Source organism: Micromonospora sp. CA-248212 (assembly GCF_050948405.1).
Taxonomy (GTDB): Bacteria; Actinomycetota; Actinomycetes; order Mycobacteriales; family Micromonosporaceae; genus Micromonospora.
Map to the genome: position 1 here is coordinate 3239508 of NZ_CP192023.1, position 13457 is coordinate 3252964.

12 protein-coding genes are annotated in these 13457 nt (G+C 72.6%); 7 read left to right on the forward strand and 5 right to left on the reverse strand.

The window, feature by feature from the left end; genetic code table 11:
* Nucleotides 1-113 precede the first annotated feature (113 nt).
* On the forward strand, nucleotides 114-500 hold the full coding sequence (locus tag ACQP03_RS15530; protein ID WP_357397791.1) for a DUF2267 domain-containing protein: 387 nt from the start codon (nucleotides 114-116) through the stop codon (nucleotides 498-500).
* A 128-nt stretch (nucleotides 501-628) separates the two neighbouring features.
* Here ACQP03_RS15530 and ACQP03_RS15535 read toward each other — a convergent pair whose 3' ends face one another.
* Nucleotides 629-2107 carry a glutamate--cysteine ligase gene (locus tag ACQP03_RS15535; RefSeq protein WP_357122002.1) on the reverse strand — a complete coding sequence of 493 codons (1479 nt, stop codon included), beginning with the start codon at nucleotides 2105-2107 and terminating at the stop codon, nucleotides 629-631.
* A gap of 163 nt (nucleotides 2108-2270) precedes the next feature.
* On the opposite strand from ACQP03_RS15535, the gene ACQP03_RS15540 reads away from it, so the two are divergent.
* The gene (locus ACQP03_RS15540; protein ID WP_357397789.1) at nucleotides 2271-2609 is read left to right on the forward strand and encodes a DUF3817 domain-containing protein; all 339 of its coding nucleotides are present in this window, start codon (nucleotides 2271-2273) and stop codon (nucleotides 2607-2609) included.
* Between the two features lie 18 nt (nucleotides 2610-2627).
* Here ACQP03_RS15540 and ACQP03_RS15545 read toward each other — a convergent pair whose 3' ends face one another.
* Complete coding sequence (locus ACQP03_RS15545) at nucleotides 2628-3176, reverse strand: hypothetical protein (RefSeq protein WP_357397802.1); 549 nt, start codon at nucleotides 3174-3176, stop codon at nucleotides 2628-2630.
* Nucleotides 3177-3318: 142 nt separating this feature from the next.
* Between ACQP03_RS15545 and ACQP03_RS15550 the strand changes: the two genes are divergently transcribed.
* Genes ACQP03_RS15550 through ACQP03_RS15560 form a run of 3 tightly spaced genes read left to right on the forward strand, consistent with a single transcriptional unit; the run spans nucleotide 3319 to nucleotide 7346 of the window.
* Nucleotides 3319-4443, forward strand: a complete 1125-nt coding sequence (locus ACQP03_RS15550; RefSeq protein WP_357175514.1) for a Vms1/Ankzf1 family peptidyl-tRNA hydrolase — start codon at nucleotides 3319-3321, stop codon at nucleotides 4441-4443.
* Nucleotides 4436-6190 (forward strand): thiamine pyrophosphate-binding protein, encoded by a 1755-nt coding sequence (locus ACQP03_RS15555; RefSeq protein WP_357175511.1) that lies wholly within the window; start codon nucleotides 4436-4438, stop codon nucleotides 6188-6190. Before ACQP03_RS15550 ends, ACQP03_RS15555 begins: the two co-directional genes overlap by 8 nt.
* Before the next feature lie 49 nt (nucleotides 6191-6239).
* Entirely contained in the window at nucleotides 6240-7346 is a 1107-nt protein-coding gene (locus tag ACQP03_RS15560) for an iron-containing redox enzyme family protein (protein ID WP_357397785.1), read from the forward strand.
* A gap of 5 nt (nucleotides 7347-7351) precedes the next feature.
* On the opposite strand, the gene ACQP03_RS15565 is transcribed toward ACQP03_RS15560, so the two are convergent.
* Nucleotides 7352-7582 (reverse strand): CDGSH iron-sulfur domain-containing protein, encoded by a 231-nt coding sequence (locus tag ACQP03_RS15565; protein ID WP_357122017.1) that lies wholly within the window; start codon nucleotides 7580-7582, stop codon nucleotides 7352-7354.
* A 176-nt stretch (nucleotides 7583-7758) separates the two neighbouring features.
* Here ACQP03_RS15565 and ACQP03_RS15570 point away from each other — a divergent pair, with 176 nt between their 5' ends.
* Both ACQP03_RS15570 and ACQP03_RS15575 read left to right on the forward strand, forming a co-directional pair.
* Nucleotides 7759-9171 carry a hypothetical protein gene (locus ACQP03_RS15570; protein WP_357397783.1) on the forward strand — a complete coding sequence of 471 codons (1413 nt, stop codon included), beginning with the start codon at nucleotides 7759-7761 and terminating at the stop codon, nucleotides 9169-9171.
* Between the two features lie 222 nt (nucleotides 9172-9393).
* On the forward strand, nucleotides 9394-10536 hold the full coding sequence (locus ACQP03_RS15575) for a SigB/SigF/SigG family RNA polymerase sigma factor (protein ID WP_355052419.1): 1143 nt from the start codon (nucleotides 9394-9396) through the stop codon (nucleotides 10534-10536).
* Between the two features lie 63 nt (nucleotides 10537-10599).
* Here ACQP03_RS15575 and ctaD read toward each other — a convergent pair whose 3' ends face one another.
* Complete coding sequence (gene ctaD / locus ACQP03_RS15580; RefSeq protein WP_357397780.1) at nucleotides 10600-12594, reverse strand: aa3-type cytochrome oxidase subunit I; 1995 nt, start codon at nucleotides 12592-12594, stop codon at nucleotides 10600-10602.
* 124 nt (nucleotides 12595-12718) lie between these two features.
* The gene (locus ACQP03_RS15585) at nucleotides 12719-13447 is read right to left on the reverse strand and encodes an STAS domain-containing protein (RefSeq protein ID WP_357397777.1); all 729 of its coding nucleotides are present in this window, start codon (nucleotides 13445-13447) and stop codon (nucleotides 12719-12721) included.
* Nucleotides 13448-13457 lie beyond the last annotated feature (10 nt).

Below are 13457 nucleotides of genomic sequence, written 5' to 3' on the forward strand. Positions count from 1 at the left end.
GCAAGATCGGCGCGAGGGGGGTGGCGCGTTTGTGGTCCGTGGGCTCGGGAACGCCGTCCGTTCGTCCGTTAGCCGGCCTGCGCGCCGGTCCAGGAGGCGAAAGGGAGCGGGTCATGGAGTACGAGCAGATGATCGCGACCGTACGACAGCGCGGAGGGCTCGGGGAGAACGAGGCCGTGCGCTCGGTGCAGGCCGTCCTGTCGGTGCTCGGCGAACGGCTCGCCGGACAGGAGGCCGACAACCTGGCGGCACAGTTGCCCGATCGGCTGAACGATTCTGTCACCCGAAACCCCCAGGGACGCCGGTGGGACGTCGACGAGTTCCTGAAGAAGGTCGGCGACCGTGAGCAGGTGTCGAACGGGGACCAGGTGCGTCAACACGCCCAGGTGGTGCTGAACACCGTCGCCGAGGCGCTCGACGACGACGACCGGCACGACCTGCTGGCGCAGTTGCCCGGCGGCATCACCGACCTCTTCGGTGTCCCCACCCCACGTGGCTGAGCGCGGTCACGCTCTCAGCGGGCGCGGACCCCGGCCGCCACGGTCAGGGTCCCCGCCGCCGTGGTCATCGACGTGCGACGTCCGAGCCGATGGGCCGACGGTCGACGGCCGGCGAGAACGGGCGATCGTCAGGGAATCGGCCACTCGTGCACCGGCCGGTTGCTGTGCATCAGCTCCACGTAGTGCCGCACCACCTCGCGCAGCGCCTCCGGCCGGTCCAGGTGATCGGTGGACTCCAACCGGTGCAGCGTCGCCACCTGCCAGGTCGCGCCGTTGCGGTTGGTCAGGCAGCGTTGCTCGATGACGCCCAGCAGACGGTCCCGCTCGGTCGGGTCGAGGCCCCACCGGTCCAGCCCGTGGTGCGCCATCGGTAGCAGCCGGCGCAGCACCAGCTCGGTGACCGGCAGGTAGCCGAGGCCGGGCCAGAAGACCTGCGCGTCGATGCCGTGCCGGGCGCAACTGGTGAAGTTCTCCTCGGCGGCGCTGAACGACATCTGTGACCACAGTGGCCGGTCCGACTCGGCGAGGGCGCGGACCAGTCCGAAGTAGAAGGCCCCGTTGGCGATGGTGTCCAGCACGGTCGGCCCGGCCGGCAGCACCCGGTTCTCCACGCGCAGGTGCGGCCGGCCGCGCGACACGTCGTACACCGGACGGTTCCAGCGGTAGATCGTGCCGTTGTGCAGCCGCAGCTCGGCGAGGTTCGGCACCTCGCCGGCCGCCAGGGTCTGCGCCGGGTCCTGCGGGTCGCACACCGGCAGCAGCGCCGGGAAGTAGCGGACGTTCTCCTCGAACAGGTCGAAGACGCTGGTGATCCAGCGTTCGCCGAACCAGACTCTGGGGCGTACCCCCTGGGCTTTGATCTCTTCCGGCCGGGTGTCGGTGGCCTGCTGAAACAGCGGGATGCGGGTCTCGCGCCACAGCTCCCGACCGAACAGCAGCGGCGCGTTCGCCCCGAGCGCCACCTGGATGCCGGCGACCACCTGGGCGGCGTTCCAGTAGTCGGCGAACTGCGCCGGGCTGACCTGGAGGTGGAACTGGGTGCTGGTGCAGGCCGCCTCCGGGGTGATCGTGTCGGCGGTGACCGCCAGGCGCTCCACCCCGGAGATGGCGATCGGCAGGTCCTCGCCGCGCGCCGCGAAGATCTGCTCGTTGAGCAGCTTGTAGCGCGGGTTGGCCGACAGCGTCTCGGCGGTGAGGTGCTCGGGACGCAACGTCGGCAGGATGCCGATCATGACCATGTGCGCGCCGATCGTGCGGGCCTTCTCCTCGGCGGCGTTGAGGCTGGCGCGCACGTGCTCCTCGAAGTCGAGGGTGCCGGTGCCGGTCAAGCGGCGCGGTGGCACATTGATCTCGATGTTGAACTGGCCCAGCTCCGTCTGGAAGCTCGGATCCTCGATGGCCGCCAACACGTCGGCGTTGCGCATGGCCGGATTCGACGCCTCGTCCACGAGGTTCAGCTCGATCTCCAACCCCGTCATCGGCCGGTCGATGTCGAACCGCGACTCCCGCAGCATCTCGGCGAAGACATCCAGACAGTTCCGCACCTTTTCGCGGTAGCGGGCCCGATCCTCCCGACTGAAGGTCCGTACGCCGACATCCTCGCCCATGGTCACCGCCCTGTCACCGCTGGTTCCCCCTAACCTCGCACGTGGCCGTACGAGCGGGGAAGACCCGAGGGTTCTTTCCTACCCAGTGGCGGGCCCCGTGACCCCTGTCGCACGCTCTGTGGTCGGCGAGAGCGCGAACGGCCGGCACCGCTAGCATTGCCGGATGCGCGAGAAGGTGACCCGGCTGTTCGTCGCGGCGGCGATCGCCGAGGCCTGCTCCTGGCTGGCCCTGCTGGTGGGGATGGCCGTCAAGTACGGTCCGCCGGACAATGAGCTGGGCGTCAAGATCTTCGGGCCGATCCACGGCGGCCTGTTCATCGCGTACGGGTTGCTGGTGCTCGCGGTGGCGCGGCTGCGCCGCTGGAGCCTGCCGGTGACCGTCGTGGCGCTGGCGTGCGCCGTGCCGCCGTTCGCCACGCTGATCTTCGAACGCTGGGCACATCGCCGGGGCATGCTCGGCGGCGACCGGCAGCCGGTCCGCGAGCCCGCCCCGGTCGGCTGACCGGCCCCGGCCGAGCGCTCAGGTCAGCGCGGAACAGGCCGCGACGCCGGCCAACAGCAGAGCGCCGATCGTCGCCTGCAACAGCAGCGGTGGTCCCAGGTGTGACCAGAGGGTCGCGGTACGCGGGGTGAGCAACTGCCCGGTGGTCAGGTTGACGATCCGCTCGATCCGCGGCGGCAGCTCCGGATCGCGCTGCGGGCGCAGGGTGAGCTGCACCTGATCGGCCGGGTGCAGGGCGCTCTGCGGCAGGTGTCCGTGCAGCTCGACCTCGCAGAGCTGACCGGCGGTGTTCCGCAGGCGGACCGGGGTGACCAGGTACTCCGGGCCCTGCTTCAGCTCCTTCCAGCGTCGGCGGGCGCCACCGCCGCCGAACGAGAACAGCGCGCGCAGCAGCAGGGCCGGCAGCCGGGCGAACGCGGCCGCGGCGAGCACCGCGACCAGCACCGGTTGGCCGACGCGTATTTCGCGGGTGTAGCCGTCCAACAGGCGGACCAGCCGTCCCGTGACGATCCGCTCCGTCGGGTGCACGATCCGCCGGGTATCGAGTCCGCTGTCCATGTCCACCACCGAGAGTCCGCTTGTGTTCACTGATCGTATCGATGTCCCCGGTTGAACGACGTGAATGAAACCTGGTCACGGGCTCACGCCCGCGAGGTGACATCCCGGGCGACGGGGGTAAGCGGGCGGTCGAGCTGGAAAGGGGTCGAGCATGCAGCTGTCCTTCCTGCGCCCGCTCTACGACCGACCCGGGCCGTGGTGCTCGGTGTACCTGGACGCCTCCGCCGACACCGAGGACGCCCACCCGGCGCTGGACCTACGCTGGCGCGCCCTGGAACGCCGCCTGGCCGAACAGGGGGCGGACGAGGCGAGCGTCGCCGCGCTGGACCGGGTGATCCGGGGTCACGACCCGATGGTCGGGGACTACGGCCTGGCGGTCTTCGCCAGCCACGGTCAGGTGGTGCTCTCCGAGTACCTGTCCGCGCCGCCGCTGCGCGACCTGGCGAGTTACGGGCCGTTGCCGCACGTCATGCCGCTGCTCGCCCAGCGCGGCGAACAGGTGGCGTGGGTCCGGGTGGTGGCCGACCGTACCGGGGGCGACGCCGTCGCGGTCAGCGCGGGCGGCGTACCCCGACGGGCGCACGTCGCCGGCCGGGAGAGCTTCCCGCTGCGTCGGGTCCAGCCCGGCGGCTGGTCGCAGTCGCGCTACCAGCGGGCCGCCATGGAGGCGTGGCACCAGAACGCCGGCGACGTCACCGCCGCGACCGTGGAGCTGGCCGACCGCGTCGGCGCGGACGTCGTGGTGGTGGCCGGTGACGTCCGGGCCACCGGGATGATCGCCGCGCAGATGCCGCCGCGCTGGCAGGACCTGGTCGTCCGCACCGACGCGGGCTCCCGGGCCGGCGGCGCCGACCAGAGCATGCTGGACGACCTCACGGTGCAGACCATCGCCGAGGTCGCCGACCAGCGGATCACCGCCGCGCTGGACAAGTTCGGCGTGCAGGAGGACGTCGGCGCGGGACTCGACGCGGTCGTGTCGGCCCTGCAACGCAACCAGGTCGACACGATGCTCATCGTCGACGACCCGTCGGCCAACGGCGAGCTGTGGATCGGCCCCGAGCCGACCGAGATCGCCGTCGACCCGGCCCAGTTGAGCGCGATGTCGGTCGGCGACCCGCAGCGGGTCCGCGCCGACGCGGCGCTGGTCCGGGCGCTGGTGGGCACCGACGCGGCGTTGACGGTGCTCGGCGCGGACGAGGCGCCGCAGCTCACCGACGGCGTCGGCGCGGTCCTGCGGTACGTCGACGAAGGCACCCCGGGACGCGGCAATGGCTGAGCGCCGGGTCGCGGACCTGGTGGTCGAGCGGATGCGGGCCTGGCGGGTGCCGCGCGCCTTCGGCTACCCCGGAGCGGCGATCGCCCCGCTGGTCGAGGCGCTGGAGGACGCCGGGGGCGACCCGGCGTTCGTTCCGGCCCGGCACGAGGAGACCGCCTCGTTCATGGCCACCGGGCACGCCAAGTTCACCGGTGGCATCGGGGTCTGCCTGGCCACCCAGGGACCGAGCGCGGTGCAACTGCTCAACGGCCTGTACGACGCCAAGCTCGACAGCAAGCCGGTCGTGGCGATCGTCGGTGAGGACGTCACCGGGCCGCTGGGCGGCGCGCACCAGCAGATCGGGTTGAGCCGGCTCTTCGGCGACGTGTGCAACCAGTTCGTCCGGTACGGCCGCAGCCCGGCGTCCGTACCCGCGCTGCTGGACCAGGCGTTCCGCACCGCGGCGGCGACGCGGAGCCCGACGTGCGTGGTGCTGCCCCGGTACCTGCAGGAGGCCCTGGTGCCGGACCTGGGGACGCACGCGGCGGGCGTGATCACGGCGACCCCCGGTGAGCCGCTGGCCCGGGTGCTGCCGCACGAGGTGGACCTCGACGCCGCCGCGCAGGTGCTCGGCAACGGCCAGCGCACCGCGATCCTGGTGGGCCAGGGTGCCCGGGGCGCCGCCGCCGAGATCGTCGAGCTGGCCGACCGCCTCGGCGCCGGGGTGGCGACGTCCCTGCTGGGCAAGCCGATCCTGGACGAGCGCCTGCCCTTTCACGCCGGGGTGCTCGGGGAGGTCGGCACGCCGGCTGCGGCCGAGCTGATGGGTGGCTGTGACACGCTGCTGCTGGTCGGTACGAACGACCCGTGGACCGACTACTTCCCGATGCCCGACCAGGCCCGCACGGTGCAGATCGACATCGACGGCACCCGCATCGGCAGCCGCTACCCGGCCGACGTCCCGCTGGTCGGTGACGCCACCGAGACGCTGCGGGCACTGCTGGAGCGGGTGCCCGCCCGGCCGCACCAACAGTGGCGCGCGACGGTGGAGAGCACCGTCGACCGCTGGCGCGCGACCGCCGCCGACCGGGCCGCCGCGCCGGCCGAACCGATCAACCCGCAGCTCGTCCTGCAGGAGCTGTCCACCCGGGTGCCGCACGCCGGGTCGGTGGCGGTCGATGTCGGCTCGGTCCTCTACTGGTACGCCCGGCACCTCGTCCTGCCGCCCGGGGTGAACGCGCAACTCTGCGGCACCCTCGGTTCGATGGGCTGCGCCCTGCCGTACGCGGTGGCCGCCAAGCTCGCGGCCCCGGATGCGCCGGTGGTCGCGCTGCTCGGCGACGGGGCCATGCAACTCAACGGCCTCGCCGAGCTGATCACGGTGTCGCATCACTGGCAGGACTGGGCCGACCCACGGTTGGTGGTGCTCGTGCTCAACAACCGCGACCACAACGGCATGGGCGGTGGACGGGAATCGTCCGGGGACCCGATGGGCCGCCGTCCCGACGTGCCGTACGCGGGCTGGGCCCGGCTGCTCGGGCTGCACGGCGTCCGGGTGGACCGTCCGGAGCTGGTCGGCGCGGCCTGGGACGAGGCGCTCGCCGCGGACCGGCCCTGCGTCCTGGAGGCCGTGGTCGACGCGACGGTCTCGTTGGCGCCCCCGGAACCGGCCTTCGCCGACCTGCGTGGGCTGTACGCCGAGGGCGAACCGGCCCGGCGCGTCCGCGAGCAGGTGGAGCAGGCCGTGGCCGTCGAGGATCTCGTTTAGGCGCACGCCACCAGGGCATCAGTAGCGGCCCGACGACCCTGGAGGTCCCATGCCGGAGCCCGCCGACCGCCGCTACGGTCCCGCGCCCCTGCCGCAGCCGCGCGGCCCGCTGTCGGCGGCGGTGACCGACGCGCTGCGACGCGCGCCGTACGACCTGCCGGCGGACCTCGGCGTCGACCTCGACCCGGCGGACCCGCTGACCGACGAGGATCTGCAGCTGACCCTGTTCCTCTGCTACGAGCTGCACTACCGGGGCTGGCAGGGCGTCGACGAGGGTTGGGAGTGGCAGCCCACCCTGCTGGCGCTGCGGGCCCGCGCCGAGCGCCCCTTCGAGGCGGCGCTGCGCCGGCTGGCCGACGTGCCGGCGGTGCCGGCGGACGGCGTCGCGGCCGGGCTGGCCGAGCTGGTCGCGGCCGACGACGGGCCGTCGCTGGCCGCCGCGCTCCAACGGCGTGCCGACCTCACCCAGTTCCGCGAGTTCGTCGCCCACCGCTCGGTCTACCACCTGCGCGAGGCGGACCCGCACAGCTGGGCGCTGCCGCGCCTCGGCGGCCCCGCCAAGGCCGCCCTCGTGGAGATCCAGACCGACGAGTACGGCAACGGGCGGTTGGACCGGATGCACGCCGAGCTGTTCCGGCGCACCCTGGAACGGCTGGGCCTGGACACCGGCTACGGGACCCACCTGGACGTGGTGCCCGCCGTGACCCTGGCGACCAACAACCTGATGTCCCTGTTCGGGCTGCACCGACGGCTGCGCGGGGCGCTGCTCGGGCACCTGGCGGCCTTCGAGATGACCTCGTCCCTGCCGAACCGCCGCTACGGCAACGGACTGCGCCGCCTCGGCCTGGACGAGGTGGCGACCCGCTTCTACGACGAGCACGTGGAGGCGGACGCGGTGCACGAGCAGATCGCCGCGCACGACCTGTGCGGCGGCCTGGTCCGGACCGAGCCGGCGCTCGCTCCGGACGTGCTCTTCGGCGCGGCGGCGGCGCTCGCGGTGGACCGGCTCTTCGCGGCGCACCTGCTGGACAGTTGGGCGGCCGGCCGCAGCTCGCTGCGGTCACCCGCCCCGCCGACCCCGCCGCCGACCGTCCCGCTCGTCGGCGTGGGTCCGGTGTCCGTGACGACCCCGCCGACGCCGATCGCGCTGGTCTGATCCGCTCAGCCCTCGCGGGTGGTGCCCGCCCGGAAGCTGATCGCCTTGTGGGTGCCGTCGCAGAACGGCTTGAGCGCCGACCTGCCGCAGCGGCACAGCGCCACCGTGCCCCGCCGGGCGTCGATCCGTTCGCCGTCCGGGGTCACCAGCGCGAAGTCGCCGCGGACGAGCAGTGGACCGTCCTCGTACGGGGTGATCGTGGCGGCGGCGGGCTCGCTGGTGTCGTCGGTGCGCATGGGCCCCGATGTGCCCGCCCCAGCCCCGGTGAAACCTGCGCGGCCGATCGTCGGTGATGACCGGCGCAACCCGCTGACCAGCGGATTGTGACCGCCGGGTGGGTGATGCCCCGTTTGAACCCCATCGGGACGGGAAGCCGGGCCGCGTGGTGAGCGAACGAGGCAAGGTGGGGCCGGTGCACAAGGTGCACAAGGGGCTCACGGCCGATGGCGCCGGCCTGGCCGGCGACCGGGTCGTGGCCCAGGGCAGCGCTGCCCGGGTGCTGGTCGCCGCCACCGCCCGGGCGCTGCGGGGCGCGGACTGCGCCGACCTCGGGCACACCGGGCCGATCTCGCGGTTTCCGACGGCGCCCGAGCCGGTTCGCCGGGCCGCGGCGACCCGAGCCGCCGGGCGGGTCGCCCTCACCGTCGACCAGATCGGTGAGGTGGACGCGGCCCGGGTGGCCCGCTGGTTCGTCGACCAGTACCCGCGCCGCAGCTATCCGGGGGTGCTCATCGGGTCGCCGCACGGCGCGGCCGCCCACCTGGCGGTCGCTCTCGGCGTGCCGTGGCTGCCCGCCGGCTTCGAGATGACCGTGCACTGGAGCGACGGGGCCGTGGACCGTCCCCGGGAGGCGCTGGCGCACGGGGGCGCGCTCGCCGAGCGGCTGGTCGGCGGCAACCCCGACGTGCACCTGCGCCAGGTGCACTGCCCGGCCAGCCGGGGAACCCTCACCGGCGTCACCGTGTCGCTGGCCGCCCGCTGGCGGTCGCTGCCGGCCGCGTACGCGCAGTTCCTGACCGACCGGCTCAGCGCCGACGCCCCGGTGCTGCTGGTGCGGGACGCGCGCACGTGGCCGGTGCTGGAACGTGGGCCCGGGCACAGCTTCCAGGTCGGCTGCCCGGCGAGCGGACTGGACCCGGTGGACTTCCACCCCGACAGCCACGCCCTGCGGCAGGTCCTGCGGGCGGTGGGCGGCGACGCCGCCCGGTGGGCGCCGCCGGAGGTGTCGGTGCCGTCAGGCGACGCCGAGTACGGCATGGACCCCGGATTCGAGCTCTCCGCGCGGGACTTCGCGGACCGTCACGGTCGCCCGCTGCATCGGGTGCTGGTGCCCCGGCCGGGAGCGTTGAGCGCGGCTGTGGCCGACCTCTACCGGCGCTGGTTGCGGGCCGCCGGGAAGACCGGTGACCGGTTGGTGGTGGAATGCGGTCGGCTGCTCGATCCGTGGCAGGTGGTGCGGGCGGGGCTGGTGCCGTACTGGTGCGAGAACGCCACCCGCCGCAGCGTGGACGAGGCCGAGTGGTGGCTGGCCGGCAGCGAGGAGTTCAGCTCGGTGGACGTCCTGCCCGAGCCGCCCGGTATGCGCTCGCCCGCCCTGGCCGGGCTCCCGCAGTGGTTGGCGGTGGCGGGCTTCGGCCGACGACGCCGGGCGCTGGACCGGACCTCCGCGCGGGGCTATCCGGTGACGTCCGTGCCGACGCGCCGGGCCACCGAGGTCATGCGCGCCCAGCCGTACGACCTGCCCGTCCCGCCCCCGCTGGGGGTCGCAGAGGCCCTGTCGGTGCTTCGTGACACCGGCGGCCACCAGGGGCTGCTCGTCTCCTGAAGGGGAGGACGCCGAAACTTCCTCGCGAACCCGGGGTCCCGTGATTGAGTACCTACGGAGCGGGAACATCGCTGGCTGCGACGACCTGATCGCGCTGCGTAGAGATGTTGTCGCCCGCTGGCATCCCAGTCACTGACCCACTTTCCGGCCCGGTGCGTGGCTCGACCACGCGCACGACCGGTTTCCCGATCCGGGCGGGGGACCTTCCTGAGGGAGGCGCGGATGTTCGGACAGACGAGCACGACCACGACCACACCACCACCCACCGAGCGTGGTCTGGAGGACCTCGACGCGGCGGCGCTGGCGTACGCGGCCCGGATCGAAGGGCTGCCGCCGGAGCGGCGACAGGAGGCGCGCGACGACCTGGTCCGCTTCGCGCTGCCGTTCGCCGGCCGGCTGGCCCGCCGTTACCGGGGGCGGGGCGAACCGCTTGAGGACCTGGAGCAGGTGGCCCGCCTGGGGCTGGTCAACGCCGTCGACAGGTACGACCCGGAGCGGGGTTCGTTCACGGCGTACGCGGCGATCACCATCGTGGGCGAGATCAAGCGCCACTTCCGGGACCGCACCTGGGGCGTGCACGTGCCCCGGCGGCTGCGTGATCTGATCCTCGAGGTGGGGCAGGCCACCGCCGCGCTGACCAGCGAGTTGTCCCGCGCGCCGTCGGTGGCCGAACTGTCGGCCCGACTGGAGACGCCGGAGGAGGAGATTCTCGCGGCGTTGGAGTCGGCGGCCGGCTACAGCCCGGCGTCGCTGAACGCGCCGGTCGGCGGGGAGAGCTCCGCGGAGTTCGGCGACCTGGTCGGCGAGTCGGACAACGCCCTCGAATCGGTCGACGACCGGGTGACGGTGAGCGGCCTGCTGCACCGGCTGCCCTGGCGTGAGCGCCGCATCCTCGCCATGCGCTTTTACGGCAACCAGACCCAGGCGGAGATCGCCGCCCGGTTCGGCATCTCGCAGATGCACGTGTCCCGCCTGCTGTCGCGGGCGCTGACCTGGCTGCGGCAGGCCATGCTCGCCGACGCCCCACCGCCCTGGCAGAACGGCGCCGCCGAACCGGATCCGGGCAAGACCCGCATCTCGGTACGGCAGAACGGTGACCGGGTGGTCGTCGAGGTCGGCGGCGAGGTCGACCGCGACGGCGCGGACCAGCTACGCCGCGCGATGTTGGAGGCCGTCACCGGCCAGCCGAGTGAGGTCGTCGTCGACCTGGTCGGGGCGGGCGGGTTCGACGCCGGCGGGATCGCCGCGCTGGTGGCCGGTCGGGAGGCAGCCGAGCGTACCGGCGTGCCGTTGCGGCTGACCCGGGTACAGCCGGCGGTGCGCCGCTCGCTCACCGCCGCCGGGCTCCCGCCCGCTCGGGACTGATCCGCCGAGACAGCAGGGGCCCGACACCGAAGGAGGTGTCGGGCCCCTTGGCGCGTACGACTCTCAGCGGTCCTCGGTCTCACCGCCGTCGCTGTGCGGGTGCCGCCAGCGTTCGTGCGGCTTCGGCGCGTCCTGCGCGTCCTTCGGCGCGTCGCTCTGCTCGAAGCTGGGCCGGCGTACGCCCTCGGGCTCGGGTACGTCCACCGGGCGGGCGCCGGACTCGGGCGCCGGGTGGTAGCGGGCCGCCTCCATGGCGCCGTGCGCGCCCTCGGGCGCGGGTGACTCCGGCGCGTGGTGCTCGAGGTGTATCTCGTCGCCGAACTGCTGGGGTGGCTTCGTGGTGCGCTGCGGCAGGTCCCGGCCCAGGTCGGCGACGAGTGGGCCGTACTTCAGGTCGAACGCCGGCCGCTCGGAGCGGATGCGGGGCATCTTGTCGAAGTTGCGCAGCGGCGGCGGGCAGGTGGTCGCCCACTCCAGCGAGTTGCCGAAGCCCCACGGGTCGTCCACTGTGACCATCGCGCCGTACCGCCAGGACTTCCAGGCGTTGTAGATGAAGAAGAGCGTGGACAGGCCGAGGATGAACGCGAAGATGCTGGAGATGGTGTTCAGCGTGGTGAAGCCGTCGCTGGGCAGGTAGTCGGCGTACCGGCGGGGCATGCCCTCGGCGCCCAGCCAGTGGTGCACCAGGAAGGTGCCGTGGAACCCGATGAACATCGTCCAGAAGTGCGCCTTGCCGAGCCGCTCGTCGAGCAGCCGTCCGGTCATCTTCGGCCACCAGAAGTAGTAGCCGCCGAAGAGCGCGAAGACCACCGTGCCGAACACGACGTAGTGGAAGTGCGCCACCACGAAGTAGCTGTCGTGGGTGTGCCAGTCGACCGGCGGGCTGGCCAGCAGCACCCCGGTGAGGCCGCCGAGAAGGAAGGTCACCAGGAAGCCGATGGCGAACAGCATCGGCGTCTCGAAGGTGAGCTGCCCCTTCCACATGGTGCCGATCCAGTTGAAGAACTTCACTCCGGTGGGCACCGCGATCAGGTAGCTCAGGATGCTGAAGAACGGCAGCAGCACCTGCCCGGTGGCGAACATGTGGTGCGCCCACACGGTCATCGAGAGCACGGTGATGGCGATGGTGGCCAGCACGATCCCGGTGTAGCCGAACAGCGGTTTGCGGGAGAACACCGGGATGATCTCGGTGATGATGCCGAAGAACGGCAGGGCGATGATGTACACCTCGGGATGGCCGAAGAACCAGAACAGGTGCTGCCAGAGCATCGGGCCGCCGGTGGCCGCGTCGTACACGTGGGCGTTGAGCAACCGGTCGGCCGAGAGCGCCAGCAGCGCGGCGGCCAGCAGCGGGAAGACGAGGATCACCAGCACGCTGGTGAACAGCATGTTCCAGGTGAAGATCGGCATCCGGAACATGGTCATCCCGGGCGCGCGCAACGTGAGGATGGTGGTGATCAGGTTGACCGCGCCGAGAATGGTGCCCAGGCCGGAGACCACCAGGCCGAGCACCCACATGTTCGCGCCCACGCCGGGACTGTTCTCGACGCTGCTCAGCGGGCTGTAGGCGGTCCAGCCGAAGTCCGCCGAGCCGCCCGGCGTGACGAACCCGGCGACCACCATGAGACCGCCGAACAGGTACAGCCAGTACGCCAGGGCGTTGAGCCGGGGGAATGACACGTCCGGCGCGCCGATCTGGATCGGCACGATGAAGTTGGCGAATCCGAAGGCGGCGGGCGTGGCGAACAGCAGCAGCATCACCGCGCCGTGCGAGGTGAAGAGCTGGTTGTACTGCTCGGAGGAGAGGAACTGCAGGCCCGGCCGGGCCAGCTCGCCGCGCATCACCATCGCCTGCAGGCCCGCCACCAGGAAGAACCCGAAGGAGGTCAGCAGGTACAGCACGCCGATCTGCTTGTGGTCGGTGGTGGCGAGGAACTTGATCAGGGAGTTGCCGGGGACCGGCGTCCGCAGCGCCCCGGGAAAACCCCCGAAGCGGGCCGGTGCCAGGATCGCCGGTCCCCGATCGCGAACGGGTTCCGTGGTTACCCGCTTGGGCATGGCTGCTCACCCCGTCGTGACGGCAGAAAGGACGGGCGTGCCTACCCGACCCTTGCACCATGTAACCAGGCTTAAGCGGTGAATTCGGTCAGATCGCTGGTACCGGTCGAAGTGCCCCGCGGCCTCACGCCGCCGGCAGCATCGCCCAGACGGCCTTGCCCTGACCCGCCGGCACGCTGCCCCACCGCTGCGCCAGCTCGCGGACCAGCAGCAGCCCGCGGCCACCCTCGGCCCGCAGGTCCAGGCCGGCGGGTTGGGCCGCCGTCGGGCTGCCGTCCACCACGGCCAGGTGCAGGTACGGCCGCCGCAGCGTCACGGTCACCTGCATGGGGGTGCCCACGTGCCGGACGACGTTGCCGACCAGCTCGGTGAGCACCAGAGCCGCCGGACCCGCCGCGTCGGGCAGGTTCCACCGGGCGCACGCGTCGCCGACCAGCTCCCGGGCCCGCCGGCACGCCTCCGCCACCGGCTCCAACCGGGCGCGGATCCGCAGCGCTCCCTGCTCGCCGGCCACCCTCGTCGCCTCCGCGCAGTTCAGCGAGACCGGAACCACCCGGCACGTCGTCGACTCGGCCAGCCAACGGGCGGCGGCTGGCGGCGGGGCGCAGAGCACCACCGGCACTGCCGGCCACTCCTCGGCACGCCGGGCCGTCGCCGCGAAGACCGACAGCGCCAGCCGGTCCCGCACGTTCACTCGGGCGAGGTCGACCACCAGCGCCTCCGGCTGGGCCGCCAACGCGCCGTCCAGCGCCTGGTGCACCGACCGCATCGTGCCCAGGTCCAGGGCGCCGGTGAGCCGGACGACCGCCACCGGTGCCGTGTCGCGCACCTCGCAGGTTATCCGGCTGGCCATCGGGGCGTCC